Origin of the sequence: Pontibacillus sp. HN14 (assembly GCF_021129245.1) — a bacterium.
GTDB lineage: Bacteria > Bacillota > Bacilli > Bacillales > BH030062 > Pontibacillus.
Map to the genome: position 1 here is coordinate 93447 of NZ_JAJOLR010000001.1, position 25695 is coordinate 119141.

Consider the following 25695-nt stretch of genomic DNA (forward strand, 5'->3'; position numbering starts at 1 on the left):
GAAAACACCAAACACAATATTAAAGAATTTCTACTTACATGATTTGTATTTGAAATGACAGATACCTATGATAGTTTACGTCTATTAAAATTGAGCTTGTAAACTTTTATATGAGAAACTTTTATAAATAATTGTCGTCTAAATTATATAGAAAAGGAGTGAAAAACTATGACAATCAATAAATCGTTACTTGCTCTCACTTTATTTTTGTTGTTACTTTTATTCGGTTGCAGTAATGACACAAATGATAGTGGTGTTATAGCAAGTGAAAAAACATTGCCTTCAAATTTTCATGAGGTTGCATTTGAAAGAGAAACAACACCTTTATTTCAATTTTTGATAAGAAAAGCTGTTAATCAATCAGAATTTGAGCAAACATGGAACTTATATGGATTTGAAGATAAAATACCAAACGTTAGCTTTCACGAAAAAGATGTTTTTTTTATTGGAGTTCATGAGTCTGGCAGTTGTCCCTACAAGGTAAAAAATGTTGAATTAAGCTCTGACAACAATACTATGACAGTGCCTTTATCGGAACCAGACGGAGCTTGTACTTCTGATGCAACACCAAGAACATTTGTAATCCAAATTGATAAAGAAGTATCCAAAGGTATAGAGAACGTAGTTATTGTTCAAAACAGAGTAGAAACGAACGTACCGTTTGAAAATTAAATAAAAATAGAGGAAACCCTAATATTTTCGGGTTTCCTCTATTTTGGTATAAATATCAACATTAAAATTTAACACAGCCTTTCAATAAAGCTGAGGTCCCCATTACGATAGAAGAGATGACTGAGGCAATCATAATTGAAAAGCTTATAGCCCCTAACCCTATTCCTTCCCATCCTCCCACAAAGAAACTGATCAGTAATAAAACAATACTTAACACTATGAATAGTGGTGAAATGATATAGTGTAACTTGGAGTCATTCTTTTGAAATATCAAAGAAATGCTTATTAAACTAACGGTAATGATAGCCTTCATGAATAAGTAAGACATTTGAATTCCTCCTCTAGAAAAGTCGTAACGTACATCTCAATATTCAAAAAATCGTTCTTCCAATAAACTGCCTCTTAAAAAAAGGAGATGCCTCTCGACAACTCCTTGTTAAACTCTTGCATCCGTTAGCTAAACGAAAATTTAATCTTGCTGATAAACTTGTACATTTTCATTTGGGATCCATCCCTCATTAAAAGAATTAAGTTTTTGAGCCCAAAACCACCCATTTAATTCTTTTTGTTTGAAAAGCAGTTCTCCGATATGCACGTTTAATTCTTTTGCTACGTAATCTTCTAATACCTTTCCGCAGGTATCTATTATTTGTTCAGGAACCCATCCCTCTAGCTTTAAATCTTCTGTATGGCAATATATCCAATTATCCCAATTTTCCTCTCCCATGTACGCTTCTCCGACAATAACAGATTGTCCTTTAGTCAGTTTAATCGGATTTGGATAATTACTTATATGATTTTTTATCACGATATATATATTATTATTCATACGGGCTCCTTTTCTCCGATGTTTTTTTTAATTTACAGATTCGTTTCTTCTATTAAATTAAAGACTAAAGAATACATTCTTTTTAGGTTTTCTTCTGTTTCCTCGTTATTTGGCAAGTAAACACCCATAGGTCTAAAGGAGTCAAATTCTTTTGACTCATATTCCACTCCTGGAGCGTACATCAGTCCAGGTGTCCACTCCCAAAACTCACTATACTCTTCAGATTTTCGAAAAAAGGGATGGAGTTTCTGGCAGAAATAAAAAAGAATGGGATTTCATGCCTCTTATAAACATCAACATACTGACTCTGTGAAGCTTCGGAAAGATTCTCTTTCATAACAAAGACGGCATCATAAAGAGTCAAATCTTCTTCCCGCAATTTTTTAAATGAAAGTTCATTAAAACGAACGTTTTCTTCTCTAACTTCTGGAGAAGCTCCAACTACAGCAATTTTTAAAGCCTTTCCACTATATGGTTCGAATTCCACATTTTTAGAACTACCCGCATGATCTGTAGCTTGAGTCGTTTCAGAATCACTTTCGTTCGGTTCATTGGTTTTTCCGCTCTCATCTTTATTTTGGCAACCAACTAATGCCAAACCTATTACGATGAACAGAATAAAAAGTTTCTTCAAAATACACCCTCCTACATATTTAGTTAAGCATAAAGCGTTTCATCCATACAAAATATTACAATTAACTATACTAAATAACATTGGTTTTGACCATGGTTTTAGCACCATTTTAACTTGCGAATAATAGCTATTGTCCAGTTGCTAATCCTTGTGCTAAAACCGTTGTTATTTTAGACGTAAAACCATAATAAATCCTATCATATCAATAAAAAGAAACATGCGAATTCCTATGTGAATTCGCATGTTAAAAGCCTTGTTATTTTCATTTTTCTACCTCTGAACCGAACTACTTAGCATTTTATGCTTTTATATTGTCACCACAACCGTCAACATGGTAACAATAAGAATAGGCAACCAACCAAAATCAATAAGTTTATTGTTAGTAAATCGGTTAAATTTATACCTTAGAGTTAACCTTTGGATCAAAGCATATAGTGCACTAATAGCAAAAAAGTTAAGATAGTTTAAAGAATCAGAAAATAATAACACTAAAATCAACAAGCAATATACTACTGTCCTGAAAAAGGGGAATCTAAAAATCGTCATATTTACATCCTTTCAAGATATAGCCACTACTGTAATTCGTCTATTTAAGGTCATTCCTTTTGTGTAAACACAGTTTAGCAAAGAATTTAATACAAAGAAAAGTAAATTAGGTAAAAATTTCATTACAAATTTAATTACAGATATCCTAACTCTAATGGACCACAACAATATATGGATTTAACTATTAGATAAGCCCAAAATAAGAAGGATAGATAGCGATGTAAATAATTAAAGGTTTTATTTATTTTCAAAAATTGAATCCCCCACAAAAGACTGATACTATAAAAACAAGCAAAAACCAAGCACTAAAACAAATGAGGGAAGAAAATGCCAAGAGAGTCGAAGCGGGATAAGATTTTAGAAGCGGCTGCGCTGATTGTGAAGGAGCAGGGTAGTGATGCTTTGACGTTGGATGCCGCAGCGAAGAAAGCGGAAGTGAGTAAAGGCGGATTGCTTTATCACTTTTCGACGAAAGAGGCCCTAGTGAAGGGGCTTGTTCAACATATGAATGACCTTTATCGTGAGAACGTCGAGGGACTGGTAGAGAACGATCCAGAGGAAGCGGGGAAATGGGCGCGTGCTTTTATCGAAGTTATGCGTGATAAGAGTGAAGAGAACCGCACCATTAGTGCCGGAATGTTGGCCGCGCAGGGGATCAACCCTGAGCTTATGAAACCCCTGCAGGATACATATGCCGACTGGCAGGATCACATGGAACATGATGGGTTAGATGAAGTCGATGCAACGATCACCCGTCTTGCAATTGATGGCCTGTGGCTTTCTGAGATCTTTGGCCTAGCGCCACTAGACCCCGAGCTCCGAGGACGAGTCCTCGAGCGGTTGAAGAACCAGACGTATAAAAAATAAATCAAAAAAAGTCACCAGCTCTTTAGTAGAACTGGTGACTTTTTTGTTTTAGGTTCTGTTGAAGTGAGGATTTTAATCTGTCCCATATAAGTGTCCTTATATAGACTTTACCTATCTCCAATTGGCACGTTCCCGTTCCTCTCATTACGGTAAAGGTGGGCCTGGAAACTGCGAGACTCCCGTGGGAAGAAGAGTCTAGGTAAGACCCCGCAGACCAGCTCTGCTGGTCGAGGAGGCTTACCAACTCCCCACAGGAAAGCGAGTGGTTTCCAGGCCCACCTTACACTCTATTCAAGTAAAAGGGAACAATTTCTTTCCTAGTTCTAAGCAAATACTTTCTCTTCTGAACGCTCAGCAAATACACGCTTAGCTTGCTTGACTGCATTAATCACAGAAGGGAAACCAAGATACGGGATGAGCTGAATCATCGCTTCAACGATCTCTTCTTCTGACAAGCCAGCGTTTAAGGCTGTATTAATGTGTAATTCAAGCTGCGGTAAGCTTCCTTCGCCTTGGGTGATCAGGCTTGAGAGTACCGTTAGGGCACGTTGCTTCTGGTCTAAGTGGCTACGGTTGTAGATGTCTCCGTAGGCGAATTCTACAATATATTTTCCGATATCAGGAGCAATGGAATCTAAGTCCTTCATTAAGTCAAAGTGGCTTGTTCCTTTTTCCTGATCGGTGTATGAGTTTAAGGCTTCTAATCCTTTTTGATAGCGTGTCGTCATGATGTGTTGTCTCCTTTTATGCAGCTTCGTCTTTTTCCTTCTTCAGTCTCTTTTCTTTATCCTCATTGGCCATCTTAATGAACGACCATCCTAAGATCGGCAGGATCACAAGTAGCGGGAATCCTCCGATGATGCTGATGGTCTGGAGCGTCTTCAGTCCGCCTAAATACATGAAGATCATTGGCAGAACGGAAAGGGCAAGGGCCCAGAATAGACGGTTCCAGCGAAGTGGTTCTCCCTCAACGTGCTTCTGTACAACAGAGGCGATGACGTAAGAACCGGAGTCGTAAGTTGTGGATAGGAAGATAATCGCAAGCACAACAAAGACTATAATCGCAAATGTTGAAAGGGGTAGCTGTGTGAGCGTCCCGATAATGGCAGCTGGTGCTCCCTGGTTGTTTAACGTTTCGATCACCGGATACTGTCCACTTAATTCAAGGTACATGGAGTAGTTTCCTAGGATTCCGAAGAATAGAACCGTTCCAAGACTTCCAAACAGGACCGTGCCGAATACAACCTGGCGAATGGTACGTCCTTTTGAAATGCGGGCGATGAATAAGCCAACGAATGGCGCGTATACAATCCACCATGCCCAGTAGAAGACCGTCCAGCCTTCAGGGAAACCGGTTCGTTCGAATAATCCTAAGTCATTAAATGGTTCTGCCCATGTACTCATGCTGAAGAAGTTGTCCATCATGCGTCCAAGGGATGTAACCGTTGATTCGGTCATAAACGTGGTCGGTCCAACAGAAAAGATAAAGATTAATAGGGCAAAAGCTAACCATAAGTTAATGTCACTTAAGACGCGAATTCCTTTTTGGAGTCCAGAATAAGCGCTTAGTCCAAAGATTAATGTACACCCAAATAAGATAATCGATTTCGTCATAATATTGTTCGGAAGTCCAATAAGGTGGTTTAATCCTTCTGAAATAATCGGTGCAGACAGGGCAAGACCTGTACCGCCACCGCCTAATAGTCCGAACATAAATAGAATATCTACGAGTCGTCCAAGGAACCCGTCCGTGTGTTTCCCTAATACGGGGCGACACGCTTCACTGATTTTGAATACATTCGTTTTACGAACAAAGAACATGTAGCCGATCGGCAGGGCAGGGATGGCGAACATCGCCCAGGCAATCGGTCCCCAGTGGAAGAATCCATAAGTAGAAGCCCACTGAACCGCTTCTTTTGAGCCTGGCTCAAGACCAAACGGAGGTCCTTGATAATAGTAAGCCCACTCAATGACACCCCAGTAAAGAATGCCTGTCCCAATTCCACTCGTGAAGAGCATCGCTGCCCAGGAGCTTGTTTTAAATTCAGGCTTTGTATCCACATCGCCTAGTTTGATATCTCCGTAGCGGCTGATCCCTACAAAGAGTAAGAACATAAGCATCAATAATCCTACCGTTAAGAATAGGAACCCTAAGTTTTGTGTTACGACATCGTTTGCCGCTAGCACAAGTTTCTTCCCTTCTTTAGGAAAGACCATCAGCGGTACCGACACAAAGATCAGTAATGATAAGGCACCCCAAAAGGTTTTCCAATCCATTAATCTATTCGTCACAATAATTCCTCCTCATATTTCAATAAGTTGTTATTCGGTTGTTTGCCATTGAAAACTGTACTATCCAGACGGTAAACCTTTCAAAAGGGAGATTGGGTATTAAATAAGAGGATTTAAAAGAATGAAAGAGATTTTTAGATACTCAGGGCAAATTTTAACTGATTTTCGTAAAATTTATGTGCAATTCACTGATTATACAGTTTGTTTTGTACATCATAAAAATTTTATTTAAACTTTAAATGCTGTTATGTAGCGGTTTTCAGAAGGTTAAGGGAGTCATTTTGATAAAAAACGGTTTGAAACTAAACAGTCCAGATGGTATAGTTTTGACTAGTTGATCACAACAAAACAAAAAACGAATTCAAGAGGAGGAACTTTTGAATGAACAATAAAGTACTATTAACTTCTGCCGTAACAGGGGCAGGAGATACGATAAAGAAAAACCCGAATGTTCCAGTAACACCAAAGGAAATTGCTGAGTCTGCGATTGAATCAGCGAAGGCGGGGGCAACGGTTGCTCATGTTCACGCTCGCGATCCGAAAACTGGGGGCATCAGTCACGACGTCGATCATTATCGTGAAATTGTCGATCGCATTCGTGAGTCTGAAACAGATGTCATCATTAATATCACATCCGGGGGCGGGGGCGATTTCATCCCGAGCCTGCAAACACCAGCTGCTGGTGGAGACGGCACGGATATTCAAACACCAGCTGAACGCCACGAGCCGGTAGGAGAATTGCTTCCTGAAATGTGTACATTAGATTGCGGAAGCACAAACTTCGGCAACATGATCTACATGAGCCCGACCGACTGGCTTCGCGATCAGGCGAAGATGATCCAGGAGAGCGGTGTGAAGCCAGAGCTTGAGTGCTTCGATACCGGTCATATCCGTTTTGCCAATCAATTGGTGAAGGAAGGGTTAATCGACGGCGATCCAATGTATCAGTTCTGCTTAGGGATTCCTTGGGGAGCGGCAGCAGATGCGGAGACAATGCTTTATATGAAGAATCGCATTCCTGAGAACGCGCACTGGTCTGCATTTGGCATTGGACGTATGCAAATGCCAATCGCTTCTCAAACAGCACAGCTAGGCGGAAATATCCGCGTTGGACTAGAAGACAACATTTATCTATCAAAAGGTGTACCAGCAACGAACGAACAGCTTGTTGAGAAGGCTGTGAACATGCTTGGTGGACTAGATTTAGAGCCAATGACACCACAAGAAGCCCGCGAATATCTTAATCTACGAAATCCACATGGAGGGAAATAATCATGACAAAAATTGCAGTAGTCGGAACAGGAGTTATCGGAAATGGCTGGATCGCACGCATGCTTGCTCAAGGGTATGACGTTGTCGCAACAGACCCAGCAGAAGGTGCAGAAGAGCGCATGCGCCGCGCGGTTGACCATGCGTGGCCTCACGTTGAAGCACTTGGCCTTGCGGAAGGAGCTTCAAAGGACCGCCTAACGTTTGAAGCAGATCTTTCTGAAGCGGTGAAGGATGCGGATTTCATTCAGGAAAACGTACCGGAGATCGAAGAGTTAAAGCAAACGGTTCTTAAAAATATCGATCAACACGCTAAGCCGGATGCCTTGATCGGCTCAAGTACTTCTGGCATTATGCCTTCAGAACTACAAGCGAACTTAGATCACCCTGAACGTGTAGTTGTTGCTCACCCGTTCCACCCGGTTTACATCCTGCCGCTTGTTGAGGTTGTACCAGGAAAGCAGACGACCAAGGAATTTGTTCAGAAAGCGAAAGACTTCTATGAAGGCATCAACATGAGCGTACTCATTGTTCGCCATGAAATTGAAGGTCACATCGCGGACCGTCTATTAGAAGCGATCTGGCGCGAGTCTCTTCATATTGTTAACGAAGGCATTGCCACAACAGAAGAAGTGGACAAAGCGTTCACTCACGGTGCAGGTCTTCGCTACGCGCAATATGGTCCATTCTTAACATTCCACCTAGCAGGAGGCGAAGGCGGCATGCGTCACATGCTGAAGCAGTTCGGACCTGCGCTTAAGAAACCATGGACGAAGCTTGAAGCACCTGAATTAACGGATGAACTGTATGAGAAAGTCGTTTCCGGATGCGAAGAACAATCAAGCGGCATGACGATGAGTGAGCTTGACCAGAACCGAAACGAATTCTTAATTAAGCTTTATGACCTTGTGCAGGAATACTGGCCACAAGAAACAACGAAAACGAATGTGTAAAGGAGAGTCGAATATGGAACAATCCTTTTCTTATCAGGGAACCGTTCTTCATGAGTGGGTGGACTATAACGGTCATATGAATGACGCCGAGTACAATAAAGCGTTCAGCCAAGCAACGGACGCCTTTATTGACCACATCGGCCTTGATGAACGCACCCGTGAAGTGTATGACTACACAATCTACACCTTAGAGACGCATATTTGCTACCTGCAGGAAATGCATGAAGGCTCTGCCTTTACGGTTAAAGGCCAGATCTTTGATGTAGACGCAAAGCGCATTCACCTGTTTCTAATGATGGAAAATGAACAAGGCGAAGCGGTCGCAACCTTAGAGGAAATGCTGATGGGCATTGACCGTAAAGAAGGACGCGGCGCTGCTTTCCCTAATGAGGTAGCGGACAAGCTTACTGAAATGGCTGAAAGGGATGCTCAGATCGATCGCCCGAAGCAGGCTGGGAGAACGATTGGGATTCGTAGGAAATGAGATGGAGATGGTGGTGGGATGGAGGGACAGGTTCCTTGTCCCACGGGACCACGGACCAGTCCCCTTGTCCCGCAGGATAGTAATAAAAAAACTCTTCCAATAAAAATTGGAAGAGTTTTTAAGTATATCTGAGAAGATAGATTTTTAGTCTTTTCTTTTTTCTTCTTTCATTATTAAATTAAAAATTTTACCTATTAACCAAGTGAAAGTAACAAAACTTAATACTTTAATAAATAAGTTAAATGTACCATCAGTGTATAGTGTATCTATCAGTCCATTTAATAAGAGTAAGACCAGTCCTAAAGTGACTAAACCTATTAATCTAATCATATTTACCACTTTCTATTATGGAGTTTGTTTTCTGTCTCTATGGGGCACGTTTTGTTTTTAACCAATGAGCCTATAACTATTTCCAAACCACTAAAATACTACGCTGCGCACTTTCCCCGTCACAACCTGTTAAATCATAATCCGTTCTCTCTTTACTTTCATCAACATCAATCGATTTGCAGGTGGCCTCGCTTACGCTACCGGCCCCGTAGGCATCTCTCCTGGAATCAATGGTGGAATGAATAACGTCACCATCATATTTAAGATCGTGGAGAATCGGATCACCCTCGGTCGTGTACCTTACTACCCGGATTTCATCTTCACCCCCTTCATTCACATGTTCTATAAAGGCATAGAACGTTTCTACGTTAGTCATATCTCTGTGTGAATCAACGATATCTTCTGGTGATTGGACATACTCCGGTGCATCGCTATTTGTAGTGTCTTGCGTACCTTCAAAGCCATTTGATTGGCATCCTGAAAGAATGAACAAAATGATGCTGGTCACCACTAATATGTTTCTCATCATTCTCTCCCCTCCTTTTAAAAGTTTCCATTTATAGCTTTCTAGTTGTTTCGATCCTTCTATTTTAACATTAATATCCAATTGGAGGAGGGGCAAGGAAACAGGTTCATTGTCCTTGAGATTTTATTCGTAAGCACATAATGAGGTGTTGTATGGTATCCTAATACTAATGTTTGGAAAATAATGGGGCGGTTGTTTTGTGTACAGACGTATATAGGAATGTCTGTTCAATTATGTACGCTTTATTATTTTGGTGGACTATTTTTCTCGCCTTCCAACAAATCACGAACCGCTATCCAAAGATCAATCATTTAAAGTATTGTTGTTTTTATCTCTTTAAATACGAATAAATAAAGGAGAGAATTGATATGAAAAAGGTGCTCGTATTTCTAACAGATGGGTTTGCGGATTGGGAAGCCAGTTATGTTACACCGGAGTTGAATAAGCCAGATACAGGCCTTCAAGTGAAGACAGTAGGAATTGACCGAGATCCCAAAGTCTCGATGGGTGGACTCACGGTTCTTCCGGATTACAGGTTGCAAGATGTCCGAGATGCCTCTGATCTCGCGATGTTGATCTTGCCTGGTGGAACAGGGTGGAGAGAGGATAAGAACCAGCAGGCAAAGGAACTTGTAGCCACTTGTTTTCAAAAAGAGATTCCGGTGGCAGCCATTTGTGATGCTACGACGTTTTTAGGAATGCATGGATTTCTGGATCACCACGCCCATACAGGAAATTCGTTATCGTATTTAAAAGAAGGAGCACCTACTTATCAGGGAGAAGGGCATTACATAGAGGAACAATCGGTGCTTGATAGAAATTTGATTACCGCGAATGGGAGTGCAGCTCTTGAGTTCTCAAGAGATATTTTGAAACGGCTAGGTGTGTTAAAGGATGAAGAGTTGGAAGAGTGGTATAGCTTTTTCAAAAAAGGGTTTATCAAAGCGTGAGGTGGCTTCGGGACAAAGGGACAGGTTCATTGTCCCGTGGGACCAGGGACCTGTCCCCTCGTCTCGGTACCGGCTCTAATATTTGGCGAAATAAGGGGGGATACCTTTGTTTAGTGACTTATACGGAAGCGTTAGCTCTGCTCTATACGCTTTCACCTTTTGGTGGTTTCTTTTCCTGATATTTGGAAGGATCTTTAACCGCTATCCTAAAAAGAATGCTTGGAAAAAGGACGGGATCATCTCTTTTGTCCAAAGTGTTATTGTCTTACTTTCACTTCCTGTCTTAGCGGCTTTGATTGGACCGTAAAAATGGGCAGTTCATTAAGGTGTAAATTATTTGATATTATTTCTATATTATAGTAATCTGACGTAATATTTATCTTTCAATAGAAAAGAGGTAAGAGTATGCGTCAAGATATAGCGCTTGAGAAAGTAGTTGAGAGCCTGAAGCAAGAGCCATGTGTGCAAAGCTTGTTCGTGAAAGGTTCAATGGGAAGAAATGAACATGACGAGCACTCAGATATTGATTTGTATTGTCTGGTGGACGAGGACGGGGAAGCGTCTTTTCTGACACGAAGGCTTGATCACCTAAGGGCTTATAAGGATCTATTGTACTATGAATCTATTTTTATCATTGCTCCTCAGGTCATTGGAGTTTATGAGGATGGCCTACACATAGATTTGTTTACGGTAACGAAGAAGACGATCCAGGAAAAAGATTATTTTAAGGTTCTTTACGATCGTGATGAGGTAATGAAGGATTATCAGTTGACTCAAAACCTGACCTTAACGACTGAAGAAGCTAGGGATCGCGCCGAAACCGTCGTTTGGTTTTTGTTTCAGTATACGAAAGCCAAAGACAGAGGGAATGATTTGTGGGCAACGGAAATGCTTCGGGAAGTGATGCGATCTATGAGTCGGTTACTTCTTTACCGATATGCGAATGATCGGGCACAGCTAGGTATGAAAGCTATACATAAGGATTTACCGCAATCGAAAAAAGATCAGCTTCTTGAGATTTATGAGCAGATAACGCCGTCCGCTCACCATGAAGCAGGTAAGAAAATATTGAAGATGATCGATGAAGAATATGGATGGATCGCATTGGAGGCAGATGTGCCTACTCAATCGGGTAGGTTGTTAGAGTTGGTCAGAGCGCGGATCTAAATGGCGACTTTTAGATGATGGAGGTGTAGACAGTGAAACGACGACTAAACTGGTATTTCATGTTTAGTTTAATTATTTTATTGGCCCTTACCATGAATGCTTGTAACCTAAACAATGATAAGGACATCATTTTCATTCGGCATCACTTAGATGATTATAGTGCTAGCACCGAACCTTTTGAAGAAGGGATGGCGTTCACTTTAACAACAGATGAAATTGTTGAAGGAGTGGAAGAACCAAGACTTTTAGACACCGTCTATGATACTGAAGTATACCTTATCAAAGTGGAGAAGAGGGAAGATCGCTACGTGGTCGAGTTCGGTTTAGATAGTGAATTGAAATCAAACGGAACGATGGTGAGTTTATTTCGATTGAACTCCGACCAGTCGTATTCAAGAGATTTAGAATATGAAGTGGTCAATGAAAAAGGTGAAACAGCTGACATTGCTTATGGGGGTGGAGATAGTGACGCGCCTTACGAACAATCCTATCATTTCAAAATAGGTGGGGCAGAGGTGAAGAGCGGCGAACAATGGACGTTTAAACTTAGTGGAGTTTATCTTTTAGACTACTCTAAAAAGTAGAAAAAGCGGGACAATGAACCTGTCCCCTCGTCCCGCCAGTTAGGAGGGATACGATCACAAAAAAGATCTTGTTCTCAGTAGCAATATGCACTGGGTTTCTCATTCTTCTCTATCTAATGGTTTCTACCTATGCGGCAATGGAAGAGGATGCAAAGGAAAATATCCTTTCCATATCGCTAAGTTTACAGATGAGCTTGTGGGCGTTTTTGTTTGGAGTTCTGTTGGAATGGAGAGGGTTAAAGAACTTACTCAGGGGAAAAGTTAGGATCAGTTGGTTGGTAGTGCCTGCACTGCTCTTAACCGGTTTTAGTTTTATTCCCATGTTCCAATGGATCTCCTGGCTCGGTTGGGGAAATCCCTTCTTCATAAAAATGTTCTATATACCAGATCTTTATAATCTATTGGATGTAGCAGCGGGGGTCTTCTTGATTCGTTCTATAATTAGAGAGGAGTAATAGAATTGCTTCATGTTGCTTACAACTAATGAAAGGCCAGCCCTATAATAGGGCTGGCCTTTCATTTTCTTATGTATGCCTCTTACTTAAGCAGTCAGATGAGACTTCTCTCTCTTCTGGCGATAAACTTTTACGATCATTGTCCAAAGGTGATAAACTCCGATTCCTATACCCGCACCCAACGTATTTAGAATGATGTCATCTATATCTGTGCTTCTTCCTATCCCTAATGAGAATACAGTTGAAATTATGGTTTGGAAGAACTGGAACACTTCAATTCCTACTGAGCATAGAAACGCATACAAGACGACTCGTTTATAGCTCGTTGTCCACTTGAAGTAAAGCATAGCAAAAGCGAGTGGTGCAAGCATCATCAGATTCCCTAGAATTTGAAAAGTTGCATTCGGATTGTAGCGTAACACCTCAAGAATTCCAGTGAGGGGCATGAGGTTCACAAAATTGAAGACATAGCTTATATCTTCCGGTGAATAATGGATGTTCGAGAAATACCACTCGAATTCAACCGTTTGGTGATACAAAACGCAAAAGTATAAGACGAATGCGGTTCCGACGATCCAGTCGAGTACATGATGGAAGTGTGTCTGTTTTAATAGAAGACTCAACAAAATGATTATCGTTACGAGGTTTACTAGACTTTGCCCAAACAAACTACTATTGGACTGGAAGTAAAACAGGACGCCTTGGCCATAAAGAAAGATGGGCACGGCTAACAATACGTATTTTTTCACAACATCACCCTATTACTTAAATGATTTTTAGGAAGAGTGGTTCCTCTTACCTGAACGATCCCTAAACAACATTTCCATATTAAACCATATCGGTGAGGTTTTCAATGGACTCTTTAGGGTAAAAATCGGCAATTCATTTAGTGGTGCAAGACGAACACGTTTTAGTTGAAGGGGCGCATCAGTGTTTGTAAGCTAATAGATGTGGGAAGAAGGTTACATAAAGGAGCGATCTATGAAACTAGTATTTGATTTAGACGGCACCATTATTTTTAAAGGGGAACCTCTTTCTGAGGGGATTGCATCCGCGATTGCGGAGTTGCAGCATAAAGGGTTTGACGTGATCTTTGCCTCTGCCCGGCCCGTCCGTGATATGATCCCCGTTCTTGATGAACAATTCCATAATGGCACGTTAATTGGCGGGAATGGGTCTATGGTCTATAGGGAAGGGAAGCTCGTTTCTGAAACGTCATTTCAACCTGAAAGCGTGAACGCGCTACAAGAGCTGATTGAAACCTACCAAGCCACGTATTTAATCGATAGTGAATGGGATTATGCTTATACAGGCCCGGATGACCATCCTATTTTAAACAACCTTGATCCTTACCGGTTAGCATCGCATGTGCCAGTTGGGGAGTTACCTACTATTGTGAAGGTTCTGATCTTAACGGCTTCTCACATGGAAGAGTTAACAGAAAGAGTCGAGAATTTGGATGTGGTGATCCACCGCCATCATAAAGAGGACCTGATCGATATTAATCCTAAAGGCATTCATAAGTGGTCAGCTTTGCAGCAGATCGGCGTGAAGGAAGGGGAATATATCGCATTCGGGAATGACGCGAATGATATTACTATGTTCGAACACGCTGCACACGCCATCCAAATTGGGGATCTTGATTCTCTCACACCTTTTTCGGATGAAACAATTGCTTTAGGAGAAGATCAAGAAGAGCACATTATAAACAAGCTAAGAAATCTCGAACATATGACCGTTTAAATGACAATCGCAGTATTTTTTGTAGGAGAACAGTTTAGGCAGAGGGGCATGAGGTACAAATTCTCATGTCTTTTTTGTGTTCTTTTATTCACAGTTGAAGCAAGTTATTTCTCGGTACGCCTCCTTTTCCCAAACCATAACGCTCCTTCCGTATAATCTAACTGATGATCAACAAACTAAAGGAAAACATCCTAGCTGTTGGAAAGGAATCCAATTATGAAAAATATCCTCATCGCTATCATGAGTTTGTTTGTCATCATGCAACTGTCCCTGTCTCACGCCCATGCTACAAATAACCCACGAAATATCTATGAGGTGAAATCAGGCGATGCGCTATGGAAGATCGCAGCAACCTATCAAACCTCTGCTTCAGACCTGAAGCGAATAAACGGATTGCAGTCTGACTTGTTATTTGTAGGGCAGAAAATTCGGGTCCCGGTTATGTATGAAATACAGCCAGGCGATACGCTTTGGCTTTTATCTCAGTCGTTCAATTCAACTATATCTTCGATTAAAGCAGCGAATAAACTCCAATCCAATTTGCTATACGTAGGTCAAGTAATCAGAATACCTCCGAAGAAGCTTCAAATGGAAGGGCAGTTTGTTCTCATGACAAGAGAGGAGTTTAAGGATTGGATCTTTAATCACAAGTTCAGCCGTAAGGTCAATCTAATTCAACAGCACCACACATATCAGCCGAATTACCAGAGTTTTAATGGATCGAACCATTTTGCTTTACTAAAAGGGATGAAGGAGTACCACGTGAATGGGATGAAGTGGAGCGACATTAGTCAGCAGTTAACGACTTTCCCAGATGGTACTGTGGCTGTTGGCAGGTCATTCAACACCCCTCCTGAAGGATCGTTTGGTCTTCAAAATGAAGCGGCTATGAAACGGATTGAAGACAATGCCTTAGCGATCGAGAATTTAGGGAGCTTTGATAAGGGGGACAATCAAATGACGGCTGAACAACGGGAAACGATTCTAACTGTGACAGCCTTGTTAATGATAAAGTATGGGCTGACTCCTTCGGTAGATAGCGTCACCTATCACCACTGGTGGGATATTAATACAGGAGAGCGCGTGCTAGACCACGGGGCAGGGCACGCTGTTAAATCATGCCCGGGCACTGGTTTCTTCGGTGGAAATTCCACGGCGAGTGCTGAGCAGAATTTCTATCCGCTAGTCCTTCAGAAAATGAACGAGATTCGAGCGAGCTTACAGTAAATACTGGGGTCTGAGCTGAGAGTGGCGTTTTTTTATAAAAGGCCCTCCTTACTTTCAACTAAAGCATCAGAATTGTTCTCTATAAAAACGGACATGAAGCATCATCTGCCTCATATCCGTTTCGTTATGTTGAATTAATGAGCAGTATACCCGCCATCAACCAAAATGCTTGAACCAACTACGAAAGATGCATCATCGCTTGCTAGGAACGTAACGGCTTTCGCGATCTCAGATGGCTGGCCTAAGCGACCGATAGGGTGAAGGCTTGTCAGGCGTTCACGTGCAGCTTCATCTGCGTCTTTCATAATGGCTGTGTCCACGTATCCTGGGCACACAGAATTGACGCGGATGTTTTTCTTCGCATATGTAATCGCTAGCGTACGCGTCATGTTTACCACGCCGCCTTTTGCAGCAGGGTAAGATGTCATATTCGGTTGACCGACATGACCAAGGGCAGAGGCATTGTTAATGATCGAACCGCCTGATTCTTGAGTCAGCATTTGTTCGATTGCATATTTGTTGGAAAGGAATACCCCGTTTAAATTGACATCAATAAGCTTCTTCCAAGCGTCATATGTTAATTCATGAGCCGGTGTGACGTCTCCAATTCCTGCGTTCGCAAACAGAACATCAAGAGAACCGTATGTATGGACTGCCTGATGAATCAAATTCTTAATGTCCTCTTCGCTCGTAACATCTGTTTTAACGAAAAGCGTTTCAAATCCTTGATCTCGTAACTCTTGTGCGAAGGCTTCGCCGTTTTCATTTACATCAGCAATAACCACTTTCGCCCCTTGCTCGCAAAAGTCTCTTACCGTTGCTTCCCCGATTCCTGTTACCCCACCTGTGACAATGGCTACTTTGTTTTCTAGTTTCATGCTTTCTCTCCTCTCTATCTTTCGTTATCCATTTTACGCTTCTTTTGTCGAAAAGTCTCATAATTTGTTTAATTTTGTAATAAAAGTAGGTTGAAAATGGAATATAGATTGTTCAGAATCGCCTCTCCTTAAGAATATAGCCCCCTCGTTCCGCGCATTCTAATAGGAAATCTTGTGAACGAACATAAAGGAGATCCTCACATGAAAGCTGTCTGGAATAGTTTCACTAGAGACTGGAAGAGTATTGCAACGAACTGGGTCGCGATGGTCTTAATAGGTGGTCTCATCATCCTTCCTTCTTTATACGCCTGGTTTAACATAGATGCTTCTTGGGATCCGTATAGCCAAACGGATCAGCTCCCTGTAGGGATTGTGAATGAGGACAAGGGAGCAACCGTCCGTGATCAACAGATTGATGTTGGAGAGAGGCTAGTGGACACGTTGAAAGAGAATAAGAAGTTTGACTGGCACTTTACGGACCAACCAGACGCGATGGAGAAGTTGGAGTACGGAGATTACTATGCGGTGATTGTCATTCCGGAGAACTTTTCCCAGAAATTAGCCACGGTCGTTCAGGACCGTCCGGAGAAAGCAGAAGTAGCTTACTATGTGAATGAGAAGATCAATGCCATTGCTCCGAAGATTACGAATAAAGGGGCTTCTGTCATTGTGGATCAGATTACGAGCAGCTTTATCTCGGAGGTGAATGGGAGAGTAGCGGAACTCTTTAATCAACTCGGAGTAGAGCTTGAGAAAGACCTTCCTGACATTAAGAGGTTTGAGGAATATGTCTTCAAGCTAGAGGAGAACCTGCCAAAGATTCACGACCTGATCTCAGGAGCGTACAGCGATTCTAAGGAAGCGGAAGGCGTCATCAATGACGTGCAGGCTCTGATTCCGCAAGCACAAAATGTGACGGAGCAAGGCTTAACGTCGATTGACGAAACCACCTCCTTTTTAAGCAAGGCCGAAGAGCGCTTGAATGAGTTGGCTCCTAAGGTGAAAGAAGACTTAAAGACCGCCCAGGAAACAGCTGACGAGGTTAACGCTTTTCTGAAAGAGATTCAGTCAACCGATATCGATTTAAGTAAAGGCCAAGAGATTCAAAAGAAAATCGACTCACAGCTCGCTGACTCGATCAGCCAAGTTCAGAATGTACAACAGATCCTCAAGCAAGTTCAAGAAGAGCCACCAGAAGGAGAACAGGCGAATGGGGAAACAAGCACGAACAATGAAGCAATCTCAAACGCGCTAGCTGACCTCGACACCATAACGCAGGGACTTAAGGCCTTGCAAGAAACAAATGGGAAGATTGAAACATTCCTGATAGACAAGCAAAAGTCGATTGAGGCAACACTGGCAGATCTTCAAGAAACATCTGAGTCTACATCGAACCGGATAGGCGATTTTTTAAAAGAATACAACGAATCGATTGAACCTACTGTGATAAGTGAAGTAGCTAGCGCCAAGGATACGCTGGCTGAGGCGCGGTCGATCTTATCAGAGGCCCAATCAACGATCCCGAGGGTGGATCGCATCCTGAACAATACAGAGAAGGATATCGATGAAGGTCAAGGGATCCTTGAGTACATGTTAAATGAGTACCCGTATGTAAACGAGAAGGTGAATCGCTTAGCTGACCGCATTCGAGAGATTCAGGGCGAAACGGATATCAATAAGCTGATTGAGCTTCTTAAGAATGATCCGAAAGCGGAACAGAGTTTCTTTGAGGATCCGATTATGCTGAGGAAAAATGCACTTTTCCCAATCGAGAACTACGGGACAGGCATGACGCCGTTTTACACCGTTTTATCCTTATGGGTCGGAGCTTTATTACTCGTCTCCCTCCTCACGACAGACCCGGTCCACGGGGAGGAGTACCGAATCTATGAGCGCTACTTCGGGAAGCTTGCGACCTTTGTAAGCATCGGAATATTACAGACACTCGTTGTCACCCTTGGGAACTTATATCTATTGCGTATTGATATTGCCGATCCTCTCTATTTCATCCTTTTTGGCATGGTCGTGAGCGTTGTCTTTATGACGATCGTCTACACGCTCGTTTCGGTGCTCGGAGATGTAGGGAAGGCGGCAGCGATCGTTATCCTTGTGCTGCAAATTGCAGGTTCTGGTGGAACCTACCCGGTTGCCCTTCTTCCGGAGTTCTTTCAAACCATACATCCGTTTCTTCCATTCTCCTATGCGGTGGATTTGTTGAGGGAAGCGGTCGGAGGTATTGTAGATGCCCGTGTGAAAACGGACCTTTTATTTCTCACTGGATTCTGGGTGCTTTTCATCGTAATTGGGGCCTTCTTGAAAGGGCCTTTGCATAAAGGGACAAGAAGTTTAATGGAGAAGTCGCGGAAGTCTGGCATGTTCCACTAAAAAGGGTGCTTTCCTATCGAATAGCAATCCTCAGAATAGAAAAGAATAAGCAGGAGTCAGGTACCGAAAAGTGCCTTAGAAAGGAGTCGTTGTTATGCTTCAAAAATTAAATCCCGTTTTTAAAATATCAGCTGCTGTGATGATTCTGTTATCCCTTGTTGGGATTATCGCACCTGATTGGTTAGAGACCATCACGGCAAATGTTAAAGCGTTCATTGCGAATCGATTAGGATGGTATTATTTAATTGTTGTGACGTTCTTCACGATTGTGGCGTTAGTCTTTCTTATTACGCCACTTGGGAAAATCCGTCTTGGAAAACAAGATGAGAAACCGGAGTTCACAAGGCCTACGTGGGTCGCCATGTTATTTAGTGCCGGTATGGGAATTGGGCTAGTCTTCTGGGGGACGGCTGAGCCGATTAGTCATTATGCAGTTAGCTCACCGACAGGAGAAGTAGGGACCGATCAAGCGATTAAAGATGCGATGCGGTTTACTTATTTTCACTGGGGGATTCATGCCTGGGCTATTTATGGCATTGTCGCACTGGTGCTTGCGTACTTTAGCTTCAGAAGAGGTAAGCCTGGTCTTATTAGTGCCACGTTAGAGCCGATTATCGGAGATAAAGCGAACGGAAATACAGGCCGCTTAATCGATATTTTCTCTGTGATCGCAACCGTAATCGGAGTTGCCACAACACTTGGATTTGGAGCTGTTCAAATTAATGGAGGGCTTTCCTATCTCTTTGATATTCCAAGTAACTTCTTTGTGCAACTGATTATTATCGCGATTGTAACGGTGTTATTTATGATTTCAGCCTGGTCAGGGCTTGGGAAAGGGATTAAGTATTTAAGTAATGCCAACATGATTCTTGCTTTTATCTTATTCCTTCTGATGTTTATCCTTGGGCCGACATTGTTCCAGCTGAACTTATTTACCAATTCACTTGGAGCTTACATTCAGCATCTGCCTGAGATGAGCTTCCGTATTGCGCCTCTTAATGAAGACATCAGAGGCTGGATTAATTCATGGACCATTTTTTACTGGGCCTGGTGGATTGCCTGGTCCCCATTTGTAGGAATCTTTATTGCCCGCGTTTCAAGGGGGCGTAGTATCAGGGAGTTTGTATTCTTTGTGTTGTTACTGCCGTCTTTAATCGGGTTCTTATGGTTTGCTTCATTTGGCGGAACGGCCATTTCACTCGAGCATAACGGTATAGCAGCGATTTCAGAACTTGCTACTGAGAAGTCTTTATTTGGAGTATTCGAGAACTTCCCGCTTAGCATGGTCGCATCGATTGTAGCAATCTTGCTCATTAGTACCTTCTTTATCACATCTGCAGATTCAGGAACGTTCGTGCTAGGCCTGATGACAACAGGCGGTAAGGGCGACCCGAGCCAGTTCGTGAAATTAACATGGGGTGTCTTGCTCGCTGTAACCGCTCTTGCCCTTTTATACACAGGTGGCCTTCAAGCGTTACAGAACACAATGATTATTGCAGCCTTGCCATTTTCCGTCATCATGCTCCTGATGTCATTTAGCTTCGTGAAGACGGTGTATCAGGAAGGGAAAGAGCTTGGGATTGGGAAGATTGAAGGAAAGAAAAGAAAATAAATGATTAAAACGTCTAGCGTGTAGCTAGGCGTTTTTCTATAGAAGGATTCAATCTTGTGTTTATTGAAGTAAGAAGGTAGAAAGGAATGGTTCAATAAATCCACTAGATCAGGGAGGATGTAATATGCAAAACCAGAACTCTTTTATTTACACAACATATATACTGACAACGAAAGAGAAACTTTGGGAAGCTTTGACGAATGCAGAGCATACGAAGCAATATTTCTTCGGCTGTGCAGTACATGCAGACTGGCAGGAAGGAGCTTCCATTACCTATTACAGAAGTGACGGGGAGCTGGATGTGGAAGGGGTTATTAAAACGTGCGATCCCTTTGAAAAGCTTTCGTATACATGGCACCACGTTGAAGACATGGAAAGAGAAGTACCATTAGTCGTAACGTTTAAGATGAAAGAAGTCAATGATACGGTTAAATTAACGCTAACCCATGAAAATCTTTTGAGTACGGACATTAGTGAACAAGAGGATACGTTTTATGGACTGAATAACGGCTGGCCTGCAATTTTGAGTAATTTGAAGACGTATCTTGAGATGGGAAGAACATTGTCGCCGATGGATATGTAGATTGTTGGGAGTTGAGATGACCAACCTTTATTTCTGTATTATGAGAAATAAGGGTTGGTTTTTTATGTCCTTCATTCACTTCCTTTTCTATATAAAACTACATGGATTTTAGTGGTAAAAATACCGAAAAAGTGAAACGTCACCCTATACTTGATCGTAAAATTATTATAAGGGAAATATGAAACGGAGGAGTCATGATGATCGGTCTCAGGGTGAAAGAGAAAGATGGAATGGTCGTTTTAAAATGGATGCTAAGTGAAGTGAAGATTCCAAAGGCTCACATTTTAGAAGTGGTGAGTGATGAGACCTACGGAGGCAAAGATGTTCAAGCTCTTAGGATGGGGTTTCCTTACGCGACAACGGAAAGGTACCTGTTGAAGACCACGGAACAGAACTATTTGCTTTACACGGGTGATCATCATCTTAAAAAGCGGATCGAAGAAATAGTGAAGGGCTAACTACATAGGAGGATCGACAAATGGATACAAATACGACTCCAGATACTACTTTAGAAGAATATGATCATATTAATGGCTGGCTCATTCTCGTTGCAATGGGTCTTATATTTTCGATTGTTGGCAATGTCATCAAGATCTTTACGACATTCCTGCCTTTATTTGAAGAGGAAACATGGAGCGAAATTACAACCAAAGGAACAGATCTATATGCGCCGTTTCTTGGCACAACCATTATCGTAGAATCAATCGTCCAGATTCTGTTGCTCGGCTTTACCATCTTCTTGGCTGTGATGTTCTTCAAGAAGCATCGGTTAGTACCGAAGCTGATGATCTATTTTTATATAATTGCTCTGGTTCTGATTGTCATTGATAATACGGTTGCATTCGCTATCCTGCAGGAGTCAGAATTCGGTCAAATAGCCTATGGGCAACTTTACCCTCAACTATTTGGCGCCATTATTGGTGCATGTATCTGGATTCCTTATTTCTTAAAATCTAAGCGAGTGAAGTTGACGTTCACACAGACGTGGAAATCATAATCAGATCGTAAAAGCCTCCTTGCTGGGGGCTTTTTTTGGTGCCCTTCACGAAGAAGATGAAAGAGATCGACTGTTTCAAACTTTTGTTCGCCCCATTTTTGTTGTAAAGTGTTCAGTAATAATCGTTCGATTAGAGCGGTTCACTACATTAAATGAGTTGGGTGATGACTGATGGCGCTACGAGACCTTGCTTATACGCACGAGGATTTTCCGTATCTGGTGTTTTTCCCTGGTGGGAAGAAGAATAAAGGAGTGCGATCGATTCCGAATAAAGTTCGAAAAGAATCTCTCTCTCGGATTCATACGATGGTAGAGAAGATCGTAGAGGGCCGATCAAAAGAGGAGATCAAACACCTCAGGCAATTTTTACAAACAGAGGGACAAGGCGTGTTGCCTGTTCTGCTTGATAAAGAAGGGGACTTGTATCTTGGTGGGGTCGTGAAACCAGAATTGTTTCTGTTTCGCACCTTCCCTAAAGAGCACGGCATCCCGATCCATAAAGAGTACCTATTTGAGACAAAGATTTCGATGATGTCGAATCAACAGCTAGAGGCGCATGTCGAACGTTTATTTCAACAATACCTCTATTGCGCTCACTTGTCTTGGAAGACAGAAGCGGAATGGGTTCATACACTAGAAGAGCGGTTTGAAGAGCATTCCCTTGTTCAATTTGCTCACGGGAAAAAAGAGGAACTCAAGGCCGTGGAAGCGATGAACCGATCGAACCTCTTATCTCAGCTAAAGTACCCTGAAGATATTTCTTTCTGGCGCCACCGTGTGGAAATTGTGATGAGACCATTCCGTTCAATCCCATCCGAATGGCTCTGGTCTGAAGGGGCATCCTGTCACCATGAGAAAGATCTTTACATCCATTCTGAAAAGGAAGAGTTGGAGCTCTATTGTGAAGTGTGCGATTACCACGTCTACCTAAAAGAGGACGTATTGCGACTAGAAGAAGAGTTTGACCTCGAGAAAGCGAAGAAGCGCATCCACACCATCGAACGCCAATTCAATGACATTACAGCGAATAATGAGCTTGTGATAGATAAGATTCAACGACTCGGCAAAATCCGTCAAAAAGCTTATCTTTACTTAGAAGAATGGCAAAACTTAAAGGTCCTGCTCCAAAAAGTGGAGTCACTGCCTATAAAGAAAGAGGGGCAGCCTGATAGCCCTTGGATTGACCTATTTGAGGCGATAGAAGCGACGCACATGCCTGAGGGTGAACATTCCTCAGACCTTGTTTGGCTCTCCTATGTAAACCTTCCTTCTATCTCGATGCTGAAACGGGTAGAAGAGTGGGAGGAGCTCCTCAGGAAGGATGTTCGAAGAGAACTTGAGCGCCTTAAAGAATCGTTACGAGCTTTCCTTGAGGAGAACGAGATGACGCAGGAGGAAGAGTTCACCAGAGTGAATAAACATCCCCTTTACTGGGGCGAGGTGGAGCAGGTGCTCCAATTTGTGCATGACTACAGCGGCATCTATCCCGCTCATACCATTACCCAGGTTCTAATTGGCAAGGCCACGAACAAGATCCGTTCTGAAAAGTTAGATGAGGCTCTGCAATTTGGAGCGATGAACGAGTGGCAAGAGAAAGATGCGATGAAGGCGCTGAAGTCGTTAGAGAAACAAGGCTTTCTTCGGAAGTTGCAGAAGGGATTTTCTCTTACCGATAAAGCGGCTGGTTATGTTGTTCATAAAGAGTAGCCCATACAAAACCCTAAGCGGATCCGCTTAGGGTTTTGTATGGATAGGGAAATTCCTAATCAGCTCCCTTTTCCTTGAGAAACCAAGCTTTAATAGTGTAAAGTATAAACGCGTGCCAGACACCCTTTAGTGATGTAAAGAGCTGACGCGTGTCTGACACGCGTTCGTACGGTGAAGTGTTATAGAGGAGAATGTGTATTGTGAAGCGAATAGTGGTAATACTGATGCTTGTTGCGCTAGACATTGGTGTTAAGCGGTGGATGGATGCTCGGTTAGACCTTGATGAAGTCATTCAGGTTATTCCTGGATGGCTGGAATGGAATCTTCTATACAATGAAGGCATATCAGGTGGACGATTACGTTCTGTTTCCTGGGTGATTATTCCGATGCAAGTCATCATCATCAGCTGTATTTTCCTTTGGTGGAGTGTGCCTCATCATTCAAAGAGACTCCTTCGAAACGCAGCTTTCATTCTCGTGTTAAGTGGAGGTATTGGAAATTTCATAGATCGCTTGTTTTTAGGTCATGTTATAGATTTTATTCATATTGAAGGTCGGTCAGGGATTTTTAACATAGCCGATCTATATATTCTATTTGGCTTTATTGGGCTTGCTGTATGGACATATACATCTAGTGAAGATCCTGAGTATTCCTGAATGTATACATAAGAAAGGAACCATTTCGGAAGTTTTTTTCTTTAGCTAACGATTTGATCATAGTAAAAAAGGTCCGTCTCCTGAATTGGGAGGCGGACCTTTTTGTAGTTTCCTTTATCTCACTGCGGTACGATCCAGTCTATACGGGGCTACCCGGGTGGCTTGCGCTTTTGATGACATCTAGCTCCAGCCACCCAGCCCCTAGTAGACTTCCCTTACCGCCGGTCGATAAGTCAACATCGATTCGCCGCTGGCTCACCGTGTTTCCTTTATCTTACTGTGGTACGGTCCAGCCTATACGGGGCTAACCGGGTGGCTTGCGCTTTTGATGACATCTAGCTCCAGCCACCCAGCCCCTAGTAGACTTCCCTTACCGCCGGTCGATAAGTCAACATCGATTCGCCGCTGGCTCACCGTGTTTCCTTTATCTCACTGCGGTACGGTCCAGTCTATACGGGGCTACCCGGGTGGCTTGCGCTTTTGTTACTACTGCGCAGTGTATCCTCCGTCTACAAGGAGGTTGGCTCCGACCATGAAGGAGGCGTCGTCGCTTGCTAGGAAGCTGACGGCTTTGGCGATTTCTTCAGGCTGGCCTAGGCGACCGATTGGGTGGGCGCTGACTAAGCCTTTTCGCATGTCTTCATCTGCATTTTCAAGGATGGCTGTTTCTACATAGCCAGGACATACGGCGTTTACACGAATCTTGTTTTGGGCGTACGTCACGCCGAGAGAGCGGGTCAGGTTGACGACGCCACCTTTTGCGGCAGCATAGGAGGTGACGTTTGGTTGACCTACATGACCAAGGATGGATGCGTTATTAATGATCGCTCCTCCGGATTCTTGTTTCAGCATTTGATCGATTGCATATTTGTTAGCCAAGAACACGCCGTTCATGTTTACATCCATTAAGTTCTTCCATGAATCATAGGACAATTCGTGTGCGGGTGTGGCATCTCCGATTCCGGCATTGGCAAATAAGATATCAAGAGAACCAAACTGATCCACCGTTTGGTTAACGAGGTTCTTAATGTCTTCTTCTTTTGTAACATCCGTCTTAATAAAGCGTGTTTTATACCCTTCATTGTTCAGTTCTCCTGCGAGCTCTTCTCCGCATTCATTTACATCTGCAATGACGACTTTCGCTCCATTCTTACAGAAGTCTCTTACTGCGGCCTCACCAATTCCCGTATAACCTCCCGTTACAACAGCTACTTTATCCTGTAGTTTCATAGAAAAATCTCTCCTCTCAAATTACATATTTCATCCCACTATTTTCCACTCAATACCTACTTATAAACCTCTTTTCCGCATGAATAGGCTAAGAAATGTTTACCAAGATTTTTATAGGG

Annotated in this window: 28 protein-coding genes; 18 read left to right on the top strand and 10 right to left on the bottom strand. The window is 42.5% G+C overall.

The features are described from left to right. Positions 1-168: 168 nt before the first annotated feature. Positions 169-672, top strand: coding sequence for a hypothetical protein (locus LQ226_RS00490; protein WP_231415762.1), 504 nt, complete (start codon positions 169-171; stop codon positions 670-672). A gap of 61 nt (positions 673-733) precedes the next feature. On the opposite strand, the gene LQ226_RS00495 is transcribed toward LQ226_RS00490, so the two are convergent. From LQ226_RS00495 to LQ226_RS00510, 4 genes are all read right to left on the bottom strand, one after another. Beyond that, positions 734-1000 carry a YesK family protein gene (locus LQ226_RS00495; protein WP_231415763.1) on the bottom strand — a complete coding sequence of 89 codons (267 nt, stop codon included), beginning with the start codon at positions 998-1000 and terminating at the stop codon, positions 734-736. Positions 1001-1141: 141 nt separating this feature from the next. Further along, positions 1142-1501: an SH3 domain-containing protein gene (locus tag LQ226_RS00500; RefSeq protein WP_231415764.1), complete on the bottom strand. Its 360-nt coding sequence runs from the start codon at positions 1499-1501 to the stop codon at positions 1142-1144. 32 nt (positions 1502-1533) lie between these two features. Then, positions 1534-1683 carry a hypothetical protein gene (locus LQ226_RS00505; protein WP_231415765.1) on the bottom strand — a complete coding sequence of 50 codons (150 nt, stop codon included), beginning with the start codon at positions 1681-1683 and terminating at the stop codon, positions 1534-1536. Continuing rightward, a complete protein-coding gene (locus LQ226_RS00510) occupies positions 1683-2135 on the bottom strand; it encodes a hypothetical protein (protein WP_231415766.1) in 453 nt (150 codons plus the stop codon). Before LQ226_RS00510 ends, LQ226_RS00505 begins: the two co-directional genes overlap by 1 nt. Before the next feature lie 873 nt (positions 2136-3008). On the opposite strand from LQ226_RS00510, the gene LQ226_RS00515 reads away from it, so the two are divergent. Further along, positions 3009-3548: a TetR/AcrR family transcriptional regulator gene (locus LQ226_RS00515; RefSeq protein WP_231415767.1), complete on the top strand. Its 540-nt coding sequence runs from the start codon at positions 3009-3011 to the stop codon at positions 3546-3548. Between the two features lie 323 nt (positions 3549-3871). On the opposite strand, the gene LQ226_RS00520 is transcribed toward LQ226_RS00515, so the two are convergent. Together LQ226_RS00520 and LQ226_RS00525 are read right to left on the bottom strand one after the other, a co-directional pair. Beyond that, a complete protein-coding gene (locus tag LQ226_RS00520) occupies positions 3872-4276 on the bottom strand; it encodes a carboxymuconolactone decarboxylase family protein (RefSeq protein ID WP_255686749.1) in 405 nt (134 codons plus the stop codon). A gap of 16 nt (positions 4277-4292) precedes the next feature. Beyond that, on the bottom strand, positions 4293-5840 hold the full coding sequence (locus tag LQ226_RS00525; protein WP_231415768.1) for a BCCT family transporter: 1548 nt from the start codon (positions 5838-5840) through the stop codon (positions 4293-4295). Between the two features lie 381 nt (positions 5841-6221). Between LQ226_RS00525 and LQ226_RS00530 the strand changes: the two genes are divergently transcribed. The 3 genes from LQ226_RS00530 to LQ226_RS00540 are packed head-to-tail and all read left to right on the top strand — an operon-like array spanning position 6222 to position 8546. Continuing rightward, entirely contained in the window at positions 6222-7112 is an 891-nt protein-coding gene (locus tag LQ226_RS00530) for a beta-keto acid cleavage family enzyme (RefSeq protein WP_231415769.1), read from the top strand. 2 nt (positions 7113-7114) lie between these two features. Beyond that, a complete protein-coding gene (locus LQ226_RS00535; RefSeq protein WP_231415770.1) occupies positions 7115-8062 on the top strand; it encodes a 3-hydroxyacyl-CoA dehydrogenase NAD-binding domain-containing protein in 948 nt (315 codons plus the stop codon). A gap of 13 nt (positions 8063-8075) precedes the next feature. Next, on the top strand, positions 8076-8546 hold the full coding sequence (locus LQ226_RS00540) for a thioesterase family protein (protein ID WP_231415771.1): 471 nt from the start codon (positions 8076-8078) through the stop codon (positions 8544-8546). A 406-nt stretch (positions 8547-8952) separates the two neighbouring features. Here the strand turns inward: LQ226_RS00540 and LQ226_RS00545 are convergent, their stop codons facing one another. After that, positions 8953-9405, bottom strand: coding sequence for a DUF4362 domain-containing protein (locus LQ226_RS00545; RefSeq protein WP_231415772.1), 453 nt, complete (start codon positions 9403-9405; stop codon positions 8953-8955). Positions 9406-9770: 365 nt separating this feature from the next. Between LQ226_RS00545 and LQ226_RS00550 the strand changes: the two genes are divergently transcribed. The 4 genes from LQ226_RS00550 (at position 9771) to LQ226_RS00565 (ending at position 12558) form a co-directional block, all read left to right on the top strand. Beyond that, complete coding sequence (locus LQ226_RS00550; RefSeq protein WP_231415773.1) at positions 9771-10352, top strand: type 1 glutamine amidotransferase family protein; 582 nt, start codon at positions 9771-9773, stop codon at positions 10350-10352. 405 nt (positions 10353-10757) lie between these two features. Then, the gene (locus LQ226_RS00555; protein ID WP_231415774.1) at positions 10758-11519 is read left to right on the top strand and encodes a nucleotidyltransferase domain-containing protein; all 762 of its coding nucleotides are present in this window, start codon (positions 10758-10760) and stop codon (positions 11517-11519) included. Positions 11520-11551: 32 nt separating this feature from the next. Beyond that, complete coding sequence (locus tag LQ226_RS00560) at positions 11552-12103, top strand: hypothetical protein (protein WP_231415775.1); 552 nt, start codon at positions 11552-11554, stop codon at positions 12101-12103. A gap of 116 nt (positions 12104-12219) precedes the next feature. Beyond that, on the top strand, positions 12220-12558 hold the full coding sequence (locus LQ226_RS00565; RefSeq protein ID WP_231415776.1) for a hypothetical protein: 339 nt from the start codon (positions 12220-12222) through the stop codon (positions 12556-12558). A gap of 86 nt (positions 12559-12644) precedes the next feature. Here LQ226_RS00565 and LQ226_RS00570 read toward each other — a convergent pair whose 3' ends face one another. Further along, a complete protein-coding gene (locus tag LQ226_RS00570) occupies positions 12645-13307 on the bottom strand; it encodes a VanZ family protein (protein WP_231415777.1) in 663 nt (220 codons plus the stop codon). Between the two features lie 232 nt (positions 13308-13539). Between LQ226_RS00570 and LQ226_RS00575 the strand changes: the two genes are divergently transcribed. Then, complete coding sequence (locus LQ226_RS00575; protein WP_231415778.1) at positions 13540-14301, top strand: HAD-IIB family hydrolase; 762 nt, start codon at positions 13540-13542, stop codon at positions 14299-14301. Positions 14302-14541: 240 nt separating this feature from the next. Next, positions 14542-15528, top strand: coding sequence for a peptidoglycan recognition protein family protein (locus tag LQ226_RS00580; protein WP_231415779.1), 987 nt, complete (start codon positions 14542-14544; stop codon positions 15526-15528). A gap of 134 nt (positions 15529-15662) precedes the next feature. Here LQ226_RS00580 and LQ226_RS00585 read toward each other — a convergent pair whose 3' ends face one another. Continuing rightward, positions 15663-16406, bottom strand: a complete 744-nt coding sequence (locus tag LQ226_RS00585; protein ID WP_231415780.1) for an SDR family NAD(P)-dependent oxidoreductase — start codon at positions 16404-16406, stop codon at positions 15663-15665. A gap of 201 nt (positions 16407-16607) precedes the next feature. Here LQ226_RS00585 and LQ226_RS00590 point away from each other — a divergent pair, with 201 nt between their 5' ends. From LQ226_RS00590 to lspA, 7 genes are all read left to right on the top strand, one after another. Continuing rightward, on the top strand, positions 16608-18791 hold the full coding sequence (locus LQ226_RS00590) for a YhgE/Pip domain-containing protein (RefSeq protein ID WP_231415781.1): 2184 nt from the start codon (positions 16608-16610) through the stop codon (positions 18789-18791). Positions 18792-18885: 94 nt separating this feature from the next. Further along, complete coding sequence (locus LQ226_RS00595) at positions 18886-20403, top strand: glycine betaine uptake BCCT transporter (RefSeq protein ID WP_231415782.1); 1518 nt, start codon at positions 18886-18888, stop codon at positions 20401-20403. A 124-nt stretch (positions 20404-20527) separates the two neighbouring features. Beyond that, positions 20528-20986: an SRPBCC family protein gene (locus LQ226_RS00600; protein WP_231415783.1), complete on the top strand. Its 459-nt coding sequence runs from the start codon at positions 20528-20530 to the stop codon at positions 20984-20986. A 194-nt stretch (positions 20987-21180) separates the two neighbouring features. Next, a complete protein-coding gene (locus LQ226_RS00605) occupies positions 21181-21444 on the top strand; it encodes a SunI/YnzG family protein (protein ID WP_231415784.1) in 264 nt (87 codons plus the stop codon). Positions 21445-21464: 20 nt separating this feature from the next. Then, the gene (locus LQ226_RS00610) at positions 21465-21983 is read left to right on the top strand and encodes a DUF2569 domain-containing protein (RefSeq protein ID WP_231415785.1); all 519 of its coding nucleotides are present in this window, start codon (positions 21465-21467) and stop codon (positions 21981-21983) included. 171 nt (positions 21984-22154) lie between these two features. Further along, entirely contained in the window at positions 22155-23690 is a 1536-nt protein-coding gene (locus LQ226_RS00615; RefSeq protein WP_231415786.1) for an RQC-minor-2 family DNA-binding protein, read from the top strand. Between the two features lie 200 nt (positions 23691-23890). Further along, positions 23891-24346: a signal peptidase II gene (lspA, locus tag LQ226_RS00620; protein ID WP_231415787.1), complete on the top strand. Its 456-nt coding sequence runs from the start codon at positions 23891-23893 to the stop codon at positions 24344-24346. Between the two features lie 486 nt (positions 24347-24832). Here lspA and LQ226_RS00625 read toward each other — a convergent pair whose 3' ends face one another. Further along, the gene (locus tag LQ226_RS00625; RefSeq protein WP_231415788.1) at positions 24833-25576 is read right to left on the bottom strand and encodes an SDR family NAD(P)-dependent oxidoreductase; all 744 of its coding nucleotides are present in this window, start codon (positions 25574-25576) and stop codon (positions 24833-24835) included. Between the last annotated feature and the right edge of the window lie 119 nt (positions 25577-25695).